Origin of the sequence: Streptomyces sp. NBC_00353 (genome assembly GCF_036108815.1) — a bacterium.
GTDB lineage: Bacteria > Actinomycetota > Actinomycetes > Streptomycetales > Streptomycetaceae > Streptomyces.
In genome coordinates, this window is the sequence record NZ_CP107985.1 from 2,357,619 (window position 1) to 2,376,082 (window position 18,464).

Consider the following 18,464-nt stretch of genomic DNA (forward strand, 5'->3'; position numbering starts at 1 on the left):
ACCGTCTCCATGAATCCAGGGACGCCCCTGGTCCGAACGCACGCGATCGCGTAATTTGTTTTCAGCACGATCAAATCGTTCGCACCTGTGCCCACCAGCACACCAGTGCATCCACACACCCGCACACCCGCACCGCGAGAATGAGGTAACCCATGCCGCCGCGTACCGTCGTCATCGGCGTGGACAGCTCCACCCAGTCCACCAAGGCGGCCTTCGTCGACGCCGCCACCGGTCAGCTGCTCGCCGTCGGACGTGCCCCGCATGTCGTCACGGGTGAGGCGGGGGCCCGCGAGACCGACCCCGAGGTTTGGTGGCAGGCACTGCGCGCCGCCGTCGCCGCCGGACTGAAGGAGTCCGGCGTACCCGCCGCGGACGTCACCGGCATCGCGGTGGCCGGTCAGCAGCACGGCCTGGTCGTCCTCGACCGTGAAGGCCGGCCGCTGCGCCCCGCCCTGCTGTGGAACGACACCCGCTCCGCCCCGCAGGCCGCCGCCCTCACCGCCGCACTGGGCGGTGCGGCCGCCTGGACCGCCCGCACCGGGTCGGTGCCGGTGGCCTCCATGACCGCGTCGAAGTGGCAGTGGCTGCGCGAGAACGAGCCGGAGACCGCCGCCGCGACCGCGGCGATCCGCCTCCCGCACGACTTCCTCACCGAACGGCTGACGGGCGTGGCCGTCACCGACCCCGGCGACGCGTCGGGCACCTGCTGGTACTCCACCGCCACCGGTGCGTACGACCCCGAGCTTCTCGAACTGCTGGGCCTGGACCCCGCCTTGCTGCCCGAGGTGGCCACGACCGGAGCGGCCCGGGCCGGTTCGCTGACCGCCGAAGCGGCACAGACGCTGGGGCTGCCGGCCGGGATCGCCGTGGCGGCGGGCACCGGGGACAACATGAGCGCCGCGGTCGGCCTCGGTCTCGGTGGCGCCGGACTGCTGGACCACCCGGTACTCAGCCTCGGTACCTCGGGTACGGTCTTCGCCGCCTCCGGGACCCGGCCCGCATCGGCGGCGCTCTCCGGTTTCGCCGCGGCGGACGGTACGTACCTCCCGCTGGCCTGCACGCTCAACTGCACGCTCGCCGTGGACAAGGTCGCCACCCTGCTCGGCCTGGACCGCAACGACACGGCACCCGGCGGCGAGGCGGTGCTCCTCCCCTACCTCGACGGCGAACGCACCCCCGACCTGCCCACGGCCTCCGGCCTGCTCACCGGCCTCCGGCACGACACCACCCCCCAGCAGCTCCTCGGCGCCGCCTACGAAGGCGCGGTCGTCACCGTGCTGCGCGCCCTCGACGAACTGCTGCGGGCCTGCGGGCTCGACCCGGCGGACCCCGAGGTGGCCGCCCGGCCGCTGCGCCTGATCGGCGGCGGTGCACAGGGACACGCCTGGGTGGAGACGGTACGACGGCTCTCCGGACGGCCCGTCATCGTGCCCGGCAGCGGCGAACTGGTGGCGCTGGGCGCGGCCGCACTCGCCCAGGCGGCGGCCACGGGACAGGACCCGGTCGCGATCGCCACCTCTTGGGACACCGGTGACGACACCCAACTGCCGCCCGTCGAAAGGGACACGGAGACCTGGGAGCGGGTCGGCTCGGTGCTGGAGCGGGCCGCGGAGCCACTGCTGGGTGGGGTCAAGTAGCGCGGTGACCTCCCGCGTTCACCGGGTTGCGCAGCCCCCGGCCGCGCATTTGCCGTCAATCACCGGACGGGCCTGATTGCCGGTTTGGGGATGCCATGTGATCTTCACTAGTATCCGGCGATGATCATAAGAAGAAGGCTGACGGTCGGGGTGGGCATTCTGCTTGCCACCCTGACCGCCGGGCTCGGCACGGCCCTCCCCGCCGCTGCCGATGAAGCCCCCACCAAAGCCTCCCCCAAGGTCGAGCTGGTACTCGACGTCAGCGGCTCCATGCGGACCCGTGACATCGACGGCCAGTCCCGGATGACCGCGGCGAAGCAGGCGTTCAACGAGGTCCTGGACGCGGTGCCCGAACAGGTGCAGCTCGGCATCCGGACCCTCGGCGCCGACTACCCGGGCGACGACCGGAAGGTCGGCTGCAAGGACACCAAGCAGCTCTACCCGGTCGGCCCGCTCGACCGCACCGAGGCGAAGACCGCGGTGGCGACCCTGGCCCCCACCGGCTGGACCCCGATCGGCCCGGCCCTGCTGGGCGCAGCCGACGATCTCGAGGGCGGCGACTCCACCCGCCGCATCGTGCTGATCAGCGACGGCGAGGACACCTGCGGCCCGCTCGACCCGTGCGAGGTGGCACGCGACATCGCGGCCCGCGGCATCCACCTCGTCATCGACACCTTGGGCCTGGTGCCGAACGCGAAGATCCGCCAGCAGCTCACCTGCATCGCCGAGGCGACCGGCGGGACGTACACGGCCGTCCAGCACACCGATGAGCTCTCCGATCGTGTGACCCAGTTGGTGGACCGGGCGGCCGAGCCCGTCGTCACCCCGGTGGCGACCGAGGGCGCGGACAGCTGCTCCGCCGCCCCGCAGCTCAAGGCGGGTCTCTACACGGACCGCCAGAAGTTCGGCGAACACCGCTGGTACCGGGTGGATGTGCTGCCGGGTCAGGAGCTGCGCGCCTCGGTGAGTGTGTCGGCGGACCGAGCCGTCAACAACGACTACGGTGTGCTGCTGCGTGCCGTCACCGTGCACGGCCGCGAGATCGTCAGAGGGTCGGAGTCCGGCACCGGTCGCACCGACGCGATCTCGTCCGGTCTGCGCTACCCCAAGCCCGAGCAGGACGACACGGACAGCACGGACGGCGAGGACAAGCCCGCCGCGGAGACCGTCTGCCTCCAGCTCAGCAACTCCTTCTCGGCCCCCGCCTCCGTGAAGACCTCGCCGGGCATGCCGGTCGAGCTGACTGTCGACGTGGTGGACGCGCCGGACGACGCGGCCGACGCCGCCGCGTTCGGTCTCGGCCGCGGCTGGTGGCTGCTGGGCGTACTCGTCCTGACCGGACTGATCGCGGGTCTGCTCCTCGGCTGGATCTCGCGCTGGCGCATCGCCGTATGGAGGACCAACTGATGGTGCGTACAAGACGAGTACTCGCGGGTGCGCTGCTGGCCGGGTTCGCCCTGCTGACGTCGGCGGGGGCGGCCGCGGCCGACGACCCGTCCGCGAGCCCGAGCCCGAGCGCGTCCGACGGCAGTACGGGTCCCACCGAGGCGGGTACCACATTCCGTACCGCCACGGCGATCCAGCAGAACCAGCGCGCCACCGCGGGGGCGTCCACGGGTGACTACCTGTACTGGGTGTTCCCCGCCGACGCGGGCCAGCGGGCCACCGTCAAGGCGACGGTCACCCTGCCCGAGAGCGCGACCCGGCACGGCGTGTCGACCTGGCAGGTCGATGTGTACGACGGGCTGCGGCGCCGGCAGGCCTGCATGTACGGCCACCAGACCAGGAAGGCGGCCGCGGACGCGTCCACGGTCGAGCTCTCCTGCGTCCTGCGGACCGTCCGTGCCTGGTCCGAGCCGTGGGCCGACGACCCGCTGCCGGGCAGCTACTACGTACGCCTCACCGTCGTCGATCTGCCGTCGGCCGATCTCGGGCAGCCGGTGCGGACCGAGGTCGAGGTGACGGCAGCCGACAAGGGCGGGGCCCACGACGTCGACGGCGCACTGAGCGAGCCTCTGGTGCCCGGGGCGTCCTCCGCGCGGCAGACGTCCGACGACGCGTCCTCGGGCGACGAGTCCACGACCCGGGTGTCGCTCGGCAGCGAGCCGGACGACGGCTGGGCCTCCGGCTGGTGGACGGACCGCTGGATCTGGACCGTCGGCGGTGGCGTCCTCGGTGCGCTCGCGGCCGTGTTCGGCTACTCCCTGACCCGCGGCAGCGGCCGCCCGTCCCGGGTCCCGCCGGGCGTCTGACCGCCCCTCGGCCGCGCTCCGGCCCTCTCCACGGCGCCTTCGCCCCTCATTGCGGGGCGGGGGCGCCGTGGTGCGACAGGCCGACATGGCGGAGTCCGCCGAGGAGATGGGCGCGGAACGCGGGGTCGCGGTACGCCTCGCGGGTGTGCCCGAGCGCGGTGTAGAAGACCCGGGCTCCGGCATGTTCATGGGCCCAGACAAGGGGATGGTCGGCTCCCATGCCGCCGCCTTCGTACGAGGACTCGTCGGCACTGGCGAGCACCCGCACACTGGCCCGCGGGTTCGCCCGGAAGTCGTACCACTCGTCGGTGAACTCCCAGGTGGCGTCCAGATGCGCGGTCGCCGGGTGACCGTGGTCCTCGACGATCACCGTTCCCGGCTGGAGGGCGGGATGGCGGTCGAACCTGGCTCCGAGGAGTTCGCCGTAGAACGGCCAGTCGTACTCCGTGCAGGCCGCGGCATGCACGCCCATGAACCCGCCGCCCGCGGCGCAGTACGCCCGAAGTCCGGTGCGCCCGGCACGGGTGAGGACTTCCCCGCTGGTGGAGAGGAACACCACGGCGGCGTAGCCGGCGAGCCCGCTCTCGAAGACGTCCGGCGCCTCTGTCGCGTCGACGGCGAAGCCGTGCCCGGCACCGAGTTCACGGAACGCGGTGACTGCGTCGGGGATCGAGTCGTGGCGGTAGGCGGTGGTACGGGTGAAGACGAGAATCTTCGGAAGACTGCGCGACGCCATCACATGCTCCGGAGGCCGGCTCGGACGGGACGCCCCTCATCATGCGCGCCGGACGAGCACGATCTCACCGACTTCCGGACGGGGCCGGGGACGATCGGATCCAGCTGGTGGAAAGGGGCTTGTGCTGTTCGATCCGCCGGGATTCGCTTGTCCCATGCAGCGAACGGTCTCTTCGTACCACCATGCGCATGACCACGCATCCCACCGACCGGGCACGCTCGATCACCGTTACCGGGGCGAGCACCCGGTGCGCACCCTCGGCTATCTTCTGCGCCCCGACCGTCGACGCATCGCGATCGCCGCAGCCGCCTTCGTCGTCAAGCACAGCCCCGTGTGGCTGCTTCCGCTGATCACGGCGAACATCATCGACGTAGTCGTCCAGCACCGCCCCGAACGGGAGTTGTGGCTCAACGCGGGCGCACTGCTGTGCGTGCTCGTCCTCAACTACCCGATGCATCTGCTCTACGTGCGCTGCCTCGGCGGCAGTGTCCGTCGGATGGGCACCGCACTGCGCGACGCGCTCTGCCGCCGCATGCAGCAGCTGTCCATCGGCTACCACTCGCGGACGAGCGCGGGCGTTCTCCAGGCCAAGGTGGTCCGGGATGTGGAGAGCGTCGAGCAGATGGTGCAGCAGTCCGCCGACATGGGGCTGGCCGCCGTCATCACGCTGATCGGCGGGCTCACCGTCATCGCCGTCCGTGTTCCGTCGTTCCTGCCGGTGTTCCTGGTGGTCGTCCCGGCGGCCGCCCTGCTGGTCATGCGGCTGCGGGCCCGGCTGCGGAGCCACAACGAGTCGTTCCGGCAGGAGGTGGAACAGCTCTCCGCCCGGGTGAGCGAGATGACCAGCCTGATCCCCATCACCCGCGCCCACGGCCTGGAGCGCACGGCGCTCGGCCGCGTCGACGGTTCGCTGCGTCAGGTCTTCACGGCCGGCCTGCGCCTCGATCTGCTCAACGGCCGCTTCGGAGCGCTCGCCTGGATCCTGCTGAACTCGCTCGGCGTGGCCTGCCTGGCAGGATCGGCCCTGGTCGCGTACCACGGCTGGCTGCCCATCACGGCCGGCGACGTGGTGATGCTGAGCGCCTTCTTCACCACGCTCACCGGATCGATGACCACGCTGCTCAGCCTCGCGCCGATCATCAGCAAAGGCCTGGAGTCGGTACGTTCGGCCGGCGAGGTCCTTCAGGCTCCGGACCTGGAGAGCAACGCGGGCAAGGACCGGGTCGACGAGGTGCAGGGCCGTATCGACTTCGAGCGGGTCGGTTTCGGTTACGACGGAGTGGACAGCCCCGCTGTCGAGGACTTCACCCTGTCGGCGCGCCCCGGCGAGACGGTCGCTCTGGTCGGCGCCTCGGGGGCAGGCAAGTCGACGGTGCTGAACCTCCTCATCGGCTTCATCCGCCCGACGTCCGGCCGCATCCTGCTGGACGGCACGGACATGGCCACCCTGGATCTGCGCAGCTACCGCCGGTTCCTGTCCGTCGTGCCGCAGGAGTCCATCCTGTTCGAGGGCAGCATCAGGGAGAACGTCACCTATGGCATGGGCGAAACCGACGAACAGACGGTCCGCCAGGCCCTGCGTGACGCGAACGCGCTCGACTTCGTCGAAGACCTGCCCGACGGCCTGTCGACGGTCGTCGGAGAGCGCGGCGCGCGGCTGTCGGGGGGCCAGAAGCAGCGGCTCGCCATCGCCCGCGCGCTGATCCGCAACCCCCGGGTACTGATCCTGGACGAGGCGACCTCGGCCCTGGACACCCGCTCGGAGGCCCTGGTCCAGGAGGCGCTCGCCCGGCTGATCCACGGCCGCACGGTCTTCGTCGTCGCCCACCGGCTCTCCACCATCCGGGCGGCGGACCGCATCGTGGCCATGGACCGGGGCCGGATTGCCGAAGTGGGGACCCATGAGGAGCTGGTGGGGCGGGGCGGGGTGTACGCGGGGTTGCAGCCGGCGAAGTCCGCGTAGGGCGCCCCGGCGCAGGGACGAGCACGATACGCCCGACCACACTCCCGTAACGCGGCACGGTTACCCTCGACAACTCACGTACTCCACAAGGCAGATGGGCTTTCCACTCCATCGGCCACCGTGGAGTCCAGCCATGTCGCCGCGTACCGGATCCGGGTACGCCACCAGCGAGCGGAGACCTTTCATGTCCACGGAGACCGGCCCCGCCGTCGATGCCGAGCCGAGCCGCCACGTACCCGTACCGGGCCCCAAGGGGCTGCCGTTTCTCGGGAATCTGCCGCAGTTCGGGAAGAACCCCCTGGCCTTCTTCGAGCGGCTGCGCGGGTACGGGGACATGGTGAGCTGGCGCTTCGGTCCCAACTCCTGTGTGTTCATAGCCGATCCGGGGTGCATAGGCGAACTGCTCACCGAGACGGAACGCACCTTCGACCAGCCGGCGCTGGGCATCGCGTTCCGCACCGTGATGGGCAACGGCGTGGTGGTGGCGCGCGGTCCGGACTGGCGGCGGAAGCGGTCGCTGGTCCAGCCGTCGGTACGGCCGAAGCAGGTGCGGTCGTACGCGGCGACGATGGCGGGCAGCGCGGTGGAGCTGGCGGACACCTGGTCCGGCAGTGAACGCATCGACATCAAGCGGGAGATGGCCGCGCTGACGCAGAAGATCGCCGTCCGCACCATCTTCGGGGTGGACACCCCGGCGGACGCCGAGGCGATGGGCCGGGCGATGGATGTCGCCCAGCAGGAGATCGGCAAGGAGTTCAGCGGCATCGGCGCGCTGCTCCCCGACTGGGTGCCGACGCCGGGCAGGGCCAGGATCAAGAAGGCCGCCGCGGTCATCGACGCCGAGGTGGGCCGGGTCGTCGCCCGGCACCGCGACGGGGACGGTGAGCGCCCCGACCTGCTGAGCCGGCTGCTGACCGCGGTGGACGAGAACGGCGCGCAGCTCACGGACAAGGAGATCCGCGACGAGACCGTCACCCTCTACATCGGCGGGCACGAGACCACCAGCTCCACCCTGGTCTGGGCGTGGTACCTGCTGTCCCGCAACCCGCAGGCGCGCGCCGCGCTCACCGAGGAGCTGGACCGGGTGCTCGGCGACCGGGAGCCGGAGTTCGACGACTACGCGCGACTGACGTACACCCAGGCCGTGGTCAAGGAGACGTTGCGGCTGTACCCGACGATCTGGCTGGTGACCGGGGTCGCCAAGGAGGGGGCGCGGATCGGCGGCGTGGACATGCCGAAGGGCACCAGGGTGTGGACGAGCCAATGGGCGACGCACCGCGACGAGCGGTGGTTCCCGGAGTCCGAGGAGTTCCGCCCGGAGCGCTGGGACGCCGAGAACGGCGACGACATCGCGGAGTACGCCTGGTTCCCGTTCGGCGGCGGTCCCCGGGTCTGCCTCGGTACGCGGTTCGCGATGGTCGAGGCGGTGCTGATCCTGGCGGTGCTGGCGCGCCGGTTCGAACTGGAGGTGGACGCGGGCGACGTCAACCCCGTGCCCACGCTGACACTCCAGCCGGACCAGGATGTCATGGCGACGGTACGGGCCCGGTAGTCCGCCGGGAGCGTGTCCGGATGGCGGAACGGTCGCGGGCGCGATGTGCAGCCGCCGTCCGCCTTACGGCATCCTCGTGCTGAACGAGTAGTCCGGCCCCGGACCCGGTGGGTGATCACGCCGGAGCGGGGCCGCACCTGACGGCGGAGGATGCGGAACCCGATGACTGACAACTCCGAGATGGTGGCCTTCGTGCGGGCGCGCCTGGCCGAGGAGGAACAGGTTGCGCGAGCGGCCGGCGGCCAGAGTTGGCGGTGCCCGGCCGAGACGCCGGGGGAGGTCCACGACCGGACCGGTGCCATCGCGTTCAGCCTGCGGACACATGGTTACGACGATCACATCGCCCTGCAGGACCCCGCGCGCTCGCTCCGCCGCATCGAGACGAGCAGGGTCCTGCTGGACGAGTACGAGGAGGTCGCCGCCCTGGACGCCGACCGTCCCCACCACGACTTCGCCTCCGGCCGCGCGGTCGGACTGGGCTTCGTCGTACGGCAGATGGCCGCGGAGGACGCCGGGCACCCCGACTACCAGGCGAAGTGGCTGCCCCGGTTCACCCAGTGACGAACCGTCCGTGCGGCGCGGCGCCACCCGCGCCACTCCCGCGGTCGGGGTGGTGTCCCGCAGGACCGGCGTGCCCTCGCCCCGCCCCCGTGGCGCGGGCCGAGGGCACGTCCGTGCGGGCGTCGACGCGCCCCCTCAGACCGCCGGCACCTCCACCGTCCCCGCTCCCTGCCCCGTCGCCCCGGTTTCCTCCACGATCACGCGGTACGGACGGTCCGTCCCCTCGGCGGTGACCTGCGTCGAGCCCGAGGCACTGTCCCGTACGACCCGGAAGGCCGCCGCAGCGGCGCCCGTCTGGTCGACCAAGGTGACAACCGTGTCGGTCGTCGCGGGCGCCGGGCCGAAGGCCCGCAGCGTCAGGCCGTCCAGCCAGTCGCCGTCCGGACGCTGGTCGTCCGCGCCCCACGGGAGTACCGCGCCGGGGCGGACCAGGAGCGGAAGGCTGTCGAAGCCGTGCATCTCGTGGCGCCAGGCCGGTCCGGTGACCGTTTCGCCGGTCAGGAGGTGGGTCCAGGTGCCTTCGGGGACGTAGTACTCGACCTGGCCGTCCTCCGTGAAGACGGGGGCCACCAGCAGGTCCGGGCCGAGCATGTACTGACGGTCCAGCATCCGGGTGGTCGGGTCGGCCGGGAACTCCAGCAGCATCGGCCGCATCATCGGGATGCCCGTGCGGTGGGCCTCGGCCGCCACCCCGTACAGGTACGGCATGAGGCGGTGCTTGAGGAGGGTGAACTTCCGGGCCACGTCCACGGCCTCGTCGCCGAACGCCCACGGCACGCGGTACGACACGTTGCCGTGCAGCCGGCTGTGCGAGGAGAGCAGGCCGAAGGCGAGCCACCGCTTGAAGACCGCGGGGTCGGGGGTGCCCTCGAAGCCGCCGATGTCATGGCTCCAGAAGCCGAAGCCGGACAGCGACAGCGACAGACCACCGCGCAGCGACTCCGCCATCGCGGTGAACGAGGCGAAGCAGTCGCCGCCCCAGTGGACCGGGAACTGCTGGCCGCCGGCCGTCGCCGAGCGGGCGAAGAGCACCGCTTCGCCGTGCCCGCGCTCCTTCTCCAGGAGTTCGAAGACGGTCCGGTTGTAGATCTGCGCGTAGTAGTTGTGCATCCGCTCCGGGTCGGAGCCGTCGTGCCAGACGACATCCGTCGGCACCCGCTCACCGAAGTCCGTCTTGAAGCAGTCGACGCCCTGGTCGAGAAGGACCCGCAGCTTGGCGTTGTACCACTCGCGGGCGGCCGGATTGGTGAAGTCGACGAGTGCCATGCCGGGCTGCCACAGGTCCCACTGCCAGATGTCGCCACCGGGACGGCGCACCAGATAGCCGTGCTCGGCGCCCTCCGCAAAGAGCGGCGACTTCTGGGCGATGTACGGGTTGATCCACATGCTGATGCGCAGTCCGCGTTCCTTGAGCCTGGCCAGCATGCCGACCGGGTCGGGGAAGACGTCCGGGTCCCATTGGAAGTCCGACCACTGGTATTCGCGCATCCAGAAGCAGTCGAAGTGGAAGACCGACAGCGGGATGTCCCGCTCCGCCATGCCGTCGACGAACGAGGTGACGGTCTCCTCGTCGTACGACGTGCAGAACGAGGTGGTCAGCCAGAGGCCGAACGACCAGGCCGGGGGCAGCGCGGGCCGGCCGGTGAGGGCGGTGTAGCGGGCCAGGATGTCCTTCGGCGTCGGCCCGGCGACGATGTAGTACTCCAGCGACTGGTCCTCGACGCTGAACTGCACCTGGCCGACCGACTCCGAGCCGATCTCGAAGGAGACCTTGCCGGGGTGGTTGACGAAGACGCCGTAGCCGCGCGAGGAGAGGTAGAACGGGATGTTCTTGTAGGCCAGGTCGCTGCTGGTGCCGCCGTCCGCCTGCCAGATGTCGACGGTCTGGCCGTTCTTGACGTACGGGGTGAAGCGCTCGCCGAGTCCGTAGATGTTCTCGCCGACGTCCAGGGCGAGTTGGGCGATCATGTGATGGGCGCCGTCGGGGGTGGTGGCGAAGGCGGTGCCCTTGCTGTCCACTCCCGTCAGGCGGCGGCCCCGGGCGTCGAGGAACGTCATGCCCCACGGTCCGTCGCCGTCCATGCGCAACGTCAGCGGGCCGCTGGTCAGTTCGGTGACCGCGCCGTCCCGGCGAGTGCGGGCGGCGGCGGTCGCGGTGTCGAGTCCGGGGAACTCGAAGTCCGGTCCGTGGTTGACCTTGCCGGCGTGATGGGTGGTGCGCACGCCGATGATCCCTTCGGCCGGGGAGAAGCAATCGACCGTGATGAGGGGGGTGTTGAGGGTGTCGCCGCGCTGCTGGACCTGCTTGACCGCGGCGTAGGCGGTGAACTGGTCGGCGTCGACCCGCAGGTCACGGATCTCGGTCGCGTAGCAGGCGCGGACGCCCTCTCGCATGAGCCAGAAGCCGTCGGTGAACTTCATGAGGACTCCTTGCCGGGGGCAACTGGACGGAGGTGAGAGTCAGGACGTGGATACGGCGGGGTCACTCGGTTGCTCCCGGGAAAGCGATTCGGGCCAGACGCACCGTGCCCCGCAGCGTGACCTGTACGTCCCGCACGCCGGAGGCGGTCAGCGGCGTCTCGTGGCCGCGGTAGTCGTAGGGTCCGTCGGTGGCGGGGATGTCGACGGTTGTCGTGCGGCCGTCGACCGTGATCTCCACGGAGCCCTCCCCCGCCGCGGACACCTCGACGGTGCGGGTACCGGCCGCGAAGTCGCAGCGCCGGAAAAGGAGTTCGTTCACGGGGGCGGTGGCGGTGACGGCGTCGCCGTCCGTCTTCGTGCGGTCGACGATCTCGGTGCCGAACTGCTCGTCGTAGTCGGCCGCCTCGAGTCCGTGGTGCAGGACAGGGCGGGGGCCGGACGGTTCGCCGTCGACCGTGACGGCGGTGGTGAGCCTGATGTCCGCGGAGGAGGCTCCGGCCTGGACTTCGTACCCCCCGGGTTCGACGGTCCAGCGGCTGTGCGCCACGTCCCAGTGGCCCAGTTCGGTCACCGGGACGGCGAACTCGATGCGCTGCCCGGCGCCCGGCGCGAGGTGCAGACGCCGGTGGCCGACGAGCTGACGCAGGGGCCGGACGACGGACGGTTCCTGCGCTCGTACGTAGAGCTGGGCGACCTCGTCGGCGGCGACGACACCCGTGTTGGTGACGTTCACCGACACGTTCAGCCGGTCACCGTCCCGCTCGGCCGTCAGCCCGGAGTAGGAGAACGCGGTGTACGACAGTCCGTGGCCGAACGGGTAGAGCGGCGTGCCCTGGTAGTAGAGGTACGTCTGCCGTGAACCGATGATGTCGTAGTCGAGCAGGCCGGGCAGCTCCGCGTCGGAGGTGTACCAGGTCTGCGGGAGCCGGCCTGCCGGGGAGACGTCGCCGGACAGGATCCGGGCGAGCGCGGTCCCGGCTGCCTGGCCACCGTGCGCGGTCCACAGCAGGGCCGGGAGTGCGGCCGCAGCGTCGGTGAGTGCGTACGGGTAGGCGGAGGTGACCGCCAGCACGGTACGCGGGTTCGCGGCGTGCGCGGCACGCCAGAGGCGTGCCTGGTGGGCAGGCAGGTCGAGGGTGGTGCGGTCCTCGGTCTCGCGACCGTTGATGTGCGGGTCGTTGCCGACGACGACGATCACGGTGTCGGCGGCCGCGGCCGCGCGGGCGACGGCGTCCTCGCCGCGCTCGACGACCTCGATCTCGAAGACGGCGGCGGCCGGTCCGGCGCCCGTCCCGGCGTGTCCGGAAATTTTTTCGTCCACCCCGGCAACCTTTACGCCGTCGGCGGCAACCGAGACGTACCCACCCGTTCCGATGTGCACAAGGCGGTGCCCCCCGGCGTGACCTTCCACCTTCTCCCAGCGGAATGTCTCCTGGACGATCCAGCCGCCGGGTTCGTCCGCGGACGCGCGTACGTAACCGTCCTCGGCGACCGACAGATAGCGGCCGTCGGGGTCCCTCAGGGTGAGGACGCCGTTGCCCCAGTCGACGAGCGCCAGCTCGGACGGGGTGTCGCCGCACGTCAGTGGCGGAAGGTCGGTGCGGCCGGCGAGGAGCGCCGGGTCGAGGGCGCCTTCCGCGCCGTGGCCGGTGCCGGTGCCGGCGTCGGCAGGGATCTGCAGCCAGCCCGCCGCACACTTCAGACGGACCAGGTCGGCGCCCTCCGCGAACGTCACCCGGTCCGCGCCGAACCGGGTCCGCACTCCGTCGAGCGGGGTGGACCGGTGGATCAGCGTGCCGCTGTACCAGTCGAGCTTGCAGGCGTCGGCGAGCAGGCCGACGACCGCGATCGTCCCGGGCGCCCCGGGGTCGAGCGGCAGCAGACCGTCGTTCTTCAGCAGGACCACGGCCTGTTCGGCGGCCTCCTGGGCGAGCGCCCGGTGTTCGGCCGTGTCGAAGGCGGTGGTGTCCGCGTACGGGTCGAGGCCGGAGTCGAACTCCCCCAGCGAGTAGCGCAGTTCGAGCAGGCGGCGGACAGCCGTGTCGATGTCGGCCTCGTCGAGGAGGCCCTGCTCCAGTGCGCGGCGGATGCGGCCGGTCATGACGGTGGAGTCCTGGCCGTGGTCGGTGAAGCTGTCGACTCCGGCCTTCAGCGCGGCGGCCGTGGCTTCTTCATGGGTGTCGAAGTAGTGCTCGGAGTCGACCAGGTTGGACGGCGCCCCGGCGTCGGAGCAGACCACGAGCGACTGCTCGGTCCAGCGTCGCAGCTGCTGGGACAGGAGCGGCGAGACATGGTTGGGCCGCCCGTTGACCAGGTTGTAGGCGGGCATGACGCCTGCCACCGCGCCCGCCCGCACGGCGTCGCGGAACGCCCGGAGGTCGTACTCGTGCAGCACCCTCGGACGGACCGACGAGGAGGAGGTGTCCCGGTCGGTCTCGTTGTTGTGGGCAAGCCAGTGCTTGAGCACCGGGGCGGTGCGCCAGTAGTGCGGGTGGTCGCCGCGCAGTCCCCGGGTGTATGCGACGGCAATGGCGGAGGTCAGGGCGGCGTCCTCCGCGTACCCCTCCTCGCCGCGCCCCCACAGCGGATGGCGCAGCAGATTCACGGTCGGGGCCCAGACGTTGAGACCGACCCGGTCGTCCTTGGCCCGCTTGGCCCGGACCTCGTTGCCGACTGCCTCGCCGACCCGGCGCACCAGGTCGTCGTTCCAGGTGGCGCCCAGGCCGACGGCCTGCGGGAAGACGGTCGCGGGGCCCATCCAGGCCACGCCGTGCAGTCCCTCCTGACCGGTGCGGAAGGCGCCGATCCCGAGCCGGTCGACCGCGGGTGCGAACTGGTGCAGCATCGCGATCCGCTCGTCGAGGGTGAGCCGCTGAAGCAGATCGTCGATGCGCCGGGCGAAGGGCAGTCGCGGATCGCGGAAGGGCTGCGGTTGTTCCGTCACGTGCGGGTCCCCTTGGAGAGGTGGGAGGTTTTGCGATGTCCGGGCCTGCTGAGGAACTCCCAGGCCTCGGAAGATCTTTCGAAGCGCTTCGATGCTCTGCGTCAACCCCCACGGGTGTCAAGGGTGCAGCCTCGCCATTCACAGCCAACCGGGCTCGATCACGCCGGGAAACGGTTGGGAAACACGTCGGAGGAATCTGGAAACGGGCTCTTGTGCCTCCGGGGCCCTTCACTTAATCTCGCTGCAACATCGAAGCGCTTCGACAGAGTTTCGATGGGGCGCCGGTCGCCCGCAATCTCCTCGATCTCCCGGGACGGTGACACGTTCTGTCACCGTGTCACCTCTTGTTGAACCGCTTCACCTAGGCCGGTTCAGCCGGTTCCACCGGTCCGTCCGGTTCTACCGGCCCCATCCGGCTCAACCAGTAACGCCCCACCTCAGACACAGGAGCCGAACGGCGGTCGCCCGCCGTGTGTCGTCCTGGTGCGCCTCGAAGGGTTGACGCAATGACGCCGAATTCCTCCCCCGCCTCCACCGCCCCGAGCCGACGGAGCTTCCTCGCTTCGAGCGCAGTGGCCGCGGTCGCCGTGGCCGGCGGGGTACCGCTGCTCGCCGCCTGCGGCGGCGGCTCCGGTTCCGGGAGCAAGGAAGGTACGACGACGGGCAAGGCGCTCAAGAAGGTCCTGCCGAACTACGTCCCGTCGAACCTGGTCCAGCCCGACGTGGCGGGCGTCAACGGTTCGAGCCCCGGCTTCACCGAGCTGCCCGACCCGTTGGTCGCCTCGGTGAAGTCCGCACCGGGCAAGGGTTCCGCGTTCCGGATCATGACTCCGCTGTGGGGCACCGTCCCGAAGAAGAACAACCCGTACTACACGGCCGTGAACAAGGCGGTCGGCGCGACCCTGAACTTCGACCCGCAGGACGGCAACACGTACCAGGACAAGATCGGCGCGGTCCTCGCCGGCTCCGACATCCCGGACGTCGTGACCATCCCCGGCTGGAACATGCAGGGCCAGATCCGCAACGCGATCACCGCCAAGTTCGCCGACCTGAGCCCGTACCTGGCCGGTGACGCGATCAAGAAGTACCCGAACCTGGCGAACATCCCGACCGGCGCCTGGCAGTACTCCGTCTTCGGCGGCAAGCTCCGCGGTCTGCCCATGCCGCAGCCGGTCCTCGGCAACGCGATCTTCTACCGCAAGGACCTGATCGGCTCCGGCGCCGTACCGGGCAGCGCTGCCGACCTGCTGGCCTTCGGCAAGGAGTACACGGACGCGAAGAAGAAGGTCTGGGCCTTCGACGACCTGTGGACCTGCATCCAGAAGATCTTCGGGCTGCTGCCCGACGCCCCGCACTACTGGAAGCTGGAGAACGGCAAGCTCGTCCACAAGATCGAGACGCAGGAGTACCGCGAGGCGCTCGCCTTCGCCCTCAAGCTTCACGACGGCGGTTACGTCCACCCGGACGCCGAGGCCGGCAAGGACGCCGACTCCAAGATCCGCTTCACCGGCGGACGCGTCCTGATGTACAACGACGGCACCGGCGGCTGGAAGGGCATGGTCACCGAGCAGGCCGCCGCCAACCCGAAGTTCGACATGCAGGCGCTGGACTTCTTCAACCAGGACGGCGGAAAGCCGGTCCTGTGGCAGGACGACCCGGCCGGCATCTTCACCTTCCTCAGCAAGACGCTGCCGAAGGCGAAGATCGAGGAGTTCCTCGGTATCGCCGACTTCGCCGCGGCGCCGTACGGCACCAAGGAGTTCATGCTCACCAACTACGGCGTGCAGGACACCCACTACACGATCAAGGACGGGGTGCCGACCTTCACCCCGCAGGGCATCCAGGAGGCCCAGCCCTCCACCTTCCTGTTCCTCGCCTCACCTCCGCACACCATCGCTTTCCCGGACGAGCCGCAGCTGGTGAAGGACTACGCGGGCTGGATGGCCCGGCAGGCCCCGAACGTCAAGAAGCCGCTCTTCTTCGGCATGCAGATCGTCGAACCGCAGCGGTACGCGTCCCTGTACACACCCTTCGACGACCTGCAGAAGGACATCCGGCGCGGCCGCAAGAAGGTCAGCGACGTCGACGCCGCGGTGACGACCTGGAAGAACAGCGGCGGCGACAAGCTGCGCGCCTGGTACCAGGACATTCTCGAGAAGAACGGCTCCGGCAACTGACGCGTACGGCGGACACGGACCCGTACGCACGACAGCGAGACGGCCGCCGGGCGCAGGGACGCCCGGCGGCCAGGGCGGAGAGCACGACATGGGGAGCACACGGTGAAGCCACGGGCCACGGTTGCGACCGAAACGGACCGAGCGGCCGACCGGGCGACGGGCCCGATCGGCGACGGCGGGAGCGGGGACAGCAGGAGCGCGGACAGCAACAGCACCGCAGGCGGCAGGGACAGCAGCACGAAGCCCCGAGATGCGGCCAGGACTCGACCGGCAGCGGGCGGCATCACCTGGCGCCTGCGTCTGCGCCGGGACCGCACGCTGGTCCTGATGACGCTGCCCGCCATCGCCCTGCTGCTGATCTTCAACTACATCCCGCTGCTCGGAAACATCGTGGCCTTCCAGGACTACGACGTGTACGACCTGGGCATCACCGGCAGCCCCTTCGTCGGCTTCGACAACTTCACCCGGATCTTCGAGGACTACCGCTTCTGGCAAGTCCTCATCAACACACTGGTCATCTTCCTCACTCAGCTGCTCCTCTTCTTCCCCATCCCGATCGCCATCGCCCTGCTGCTCAACACGATCATGAGTGCGCGGGTACGGGCCTGGGTGCAGGCTGTCGTCTATCTGCCGCACTTCTTCTCCTGGGTGCTCGTCGTCACCGTCTTCCAGCAGATGTTCGGCGGGGCCGGCCTGGTCGCGCAGTGGCTGCGCGAACACGGCCATGAGGGCTTCGACCTGATGACCAATGCGAGCTTCTTCAAGTTCCTGGTCACCGCACAGGCCGTGTGGAAGGACGCCGGCTGGGGCGTGATCGTCTTCCTCGCCGCGCTCGCCGCCGTCAACACCGATCTGTACGAGGCGGCGGCCGTCGACGGTGCGGGGCGCTGGCGCCGCATGTGGCACGTCACACTGCCCGCGCTGCGTCCGGTGATCGCCCTGCTGCTCGTCCTTCGGGTCGGCAGTGCGCTCAACCTCGACTTCGAGCAGATCCTGCTCCAGCGCGACCAGGTCGGTCCGGGCGCTTCCGAAATCCTCGACACCTACATCTGGTGGACGGGCATCAAGACCGGCGACTTCGGCTACGCGGCCGCCGCCGGAATCTTCAAGGGACTGTTCAGCGTCGCCATGGTGCTGGGTGCGAACAAGGTCGCCCACATGCTGGGCGAGCAGGGGGTGTACTCCAAGAAATGACGACTCTCCTGGAAACTGACATGGCCAACGGCCGCACGGAACAGCCCTCCACGGCACCCAAGGAGTCACCGCTCCGGCGCGCGCTGCGGATCGAGCCCCGTCCCGTGTGGGAGGAGGAGCCCACCAAGGCAGGTCTCGCCTTCAAGGGCTTCGGTCTCTTCACGATCTGCGCGATCGTGCTCGTACCTCTGTGGGTGGTGGTCGTCACCAGCCTCTCCGACACGAAGACGATCAACAACGCGGGAGGTCTGGTCGTCTGGCCGAGGACCGTCACCTTCGTCGCGTACAAGGAACTCCTCGGCGGCGGCGCCGTCACCCGGGCCGCCCTGGTGAGCGTCGGCCTGACCCTCGTCGGTACGGCGTTCAGCATGGTGATCTCGGTGCTCTGCGCATACGGGCTGAGCCGGCGGGACTCCTTCGCTCACAGCAAACTGCTCATGACGCTGATGGCGACGATGTTCTTCGGCGCCGGACTCATCCCCACCTATCTGCTGGTCACCGGCATCGGACTGGGCAACAGCTACTGGTCGATGATCCTGCCCAGCGCGATCAGCGTCTTCAACATCCTGGTGCTGCGCGGCTTCTTCATGGACACCGCGCCCGAACTGATCGACGCGGCGCGCATCGACGGCGCGGGCGAGTGGCGGATCCTGCTGCAGATCGTCATGCCACTGTCCCGAGCGGTGATCGCCGTGATCTCGCTGTTCTACGCGGTCGGCTACTGGAGCCAGTGGTTCAACGCGATGCTCTACATCCAGGACAGCGACAAGTACCCGCTCCAGATGATCCTGCGCCAGCTCGTCCTCCAGCACCAGGTGCCGCCGGGCGCCATGGGCGCGGCGGTCAGCAGCGGGGCGATCAACAGCCTCGCCGTGCAGATGGCGGTCATGGTGCTGGCGCTGATCCCGGTCGCGGTGCTGTCGCCGTTCGTCCAGAAGCACTTCCAGAAGGGCATGCTCACCGGCGCCGTGAAGGGCTGACACGCACCACACGCTCCGGTCCCCACCGCTTCCTTCGCTCTCTCCCG

12 protein-coding genes are annotated in these 18,464 nt (G+C 70.0%); 9 read left to right on the top strand and 3 right to left on the bottom strand.

The annotated features are described in order from the left end of the window. The first annotated feature begins 152 nt into the window (after nt 1-152). The 3 genes from xylB (at nt 153) to OHA88_RS11060 (ending at nt 3,889) form a co-directional block, all read left to right on the top strand. Complete coding sequence (xylB, locus tag OHA88_RS11050; protein ID WP_328625343.1) at nt 153-1,637, top strand: xylulokinase; 1,485 nt, start codon at nt 153-155, stop codon at nt 1,635-1,637. Nucleotides 1,638-1,757: 120 nt separating this feature from the next. Continuing rightward, entirely contained in the window at nt 1,758-3,044 is a 1,287-nt protein-coding gene (locus tag OHA88_RS11055) for a VWA domain-containing protein (RefSeq protein ID WP_266999810.1), read from the top strand. Continuing rightward, on the top strand, nt 3,044-3,889 hold the full coding sequence (locus OHA88_RS11060) for a hypothetical protein (RefSeq protein WP_328625344.1): 846 nt from the start codon (nt 3,044-3,046) through the stop codon (nt 3,887-3,889). The genes OHA88_RS11055 and OHA88_RS11060 overlap by 1 nt, the downstream gene beginning before the upstream one ends. Before the next feature lie 46 nt (nt 3,890-3,935). On the opposite strand, the gene OHA88_RS11065 is transcribed toward OHA88_RS11060, so the two are convergent. Beyond that, nucleotides 3,936-4,625, bottom strand: coding sequence for a ThuA domain-containing protein (locus OHA88_RS11065; RefSeq protein WP_328625345.1), 690 nt, complete (start codon nt 4,623-4,625; stop codon nt 3,936-3,938). 154 nt (nt 4,626-4,779) lie between these two features. Between OHA88_RS11065 and OHA88_RS11070 the strand changes: the two genes are divergently transcribed. The 3 genes from OHA88_RS11070 (at nt 4,780) to OHA88_RS11080 (ending at nt 8,701) form a co-directional block, all read left to right on the top strand. Then, nucleotides 4,780-6,588 carry an ABC transporter ATP-binding protein gene (locus OHA88_RS11070; RefSeq protein ID WP_328625346.1) on the top strand — a complete coding sequence of 603 codons (1,809 nt, stop codon included), beginning with the start codon at nt 4,780-4,782 and terminating at the stop codon, nt 6,586-6,588. Nucleotides 6,589-6,772: 184 nt separating this feature from the next. Beyond that, nucleotides 6,773-8,140, top strand: a complete 1,368-nt coding sequence (locus OHA88_RS11075) for a cytochrome P450 (RefSeq protein WP_328625347.1) — start codon at nt 6,773-6,775, stop codon at nt 8,138-8,140. Between the two features lie 162 nt (nt 8,141-8,302). Continuing rightward, nucleotides 8,303-8,701 (top strand): DUF6221 family protein, encoded by a 399-nt coding sequence (locus OHA88_RS11080; RefSeq protein WP_326606730.1) that lies wholly within the window; start codon nt 8,303-8,305, stop codon nt 8,699-8,701. 135 nt (nt 8,702-8,836) lie between these two features. Here OHA88_RS11080 and yicI read toward each other — a convergent pair whose 3' ends face one another. Both yicI and OHA88_RS11090 read right to left on the bottom strand, forming a co-directional pair. Then, a complete protein-coding gene (gene yicI, locus OHA88_RS11085; RefSeq protein WP_328625348.1) occupies nt 8,837-11,122 on the bottom strand; it encodes an alpha-xylosidase in 2,286 nt (761 codons plus the stop codon). A 61-nt stretch (nt 11,123-11,183) separates the two neighbouring features. Then, on the bottom strand, nt 11,184-14,066 hold the full coding sequence (locus OHA88_RS11090; RefSeq protein WP_328625349.1) for a glycoside hydrolase family 3 C-terminal domain-containing protein: 2,883 nt from the start codon (nt 14,064-14,066) through the stop codon (nt 11,184-11,186). A 572-nt stretch (nt 14,067-14,638) separates the two neighbouring features. On the opposite strand from OHA88_RS11090, the gene OHA88_RS11095 reads away from it, so the two are divergent. The 3 genes from OHA88_RS11095 (at nt 14,639) to OHA88_RS11105 (ending at nt 18,417) form a co-directional block, all read left to right on the top strand. Then, nucleotides 14,639-16,243 (top strand): extracellular solute-binding protein, encoded by a 1,605-nt coding sequence (locus tag OHA88_RS11095; protein WP_328629651.1) that lies wholly within the window; start codon nt 14,639-14,641, stop codon nt 16,241-16,243. Nucleotides 16,244-16,345: 102 nt separating this feature from the next. After that, complete coding sequence (locus tag OHA88_RS11100) at nt 16,346-17,437, top strand: ABC transporter permease (RefSeq protein ID WP_328625350.1); 1,092 nt, start codon at nt 16,346-16,348, stop codon at nt 17,435-17,437. Further along, nucleotides 17,434-18,417 (top strand): carbohydrate ABC transporter permease, encoded by a 984-nt coding sequence (locus OHA88_RS11105; RefSeq protein ID WP_328625351.1) that lies wholly within the window; start codon nt 17,434-17,436, stop codon nt 18,415-18,417. Before OHA88_RS11100 ends, OHA88_RS11105 begins: the two co-directional genes overlap by 4 nt. The last annotated feature ends 47 nt before the right edge of the window (nt 18,418-18,464 follow it).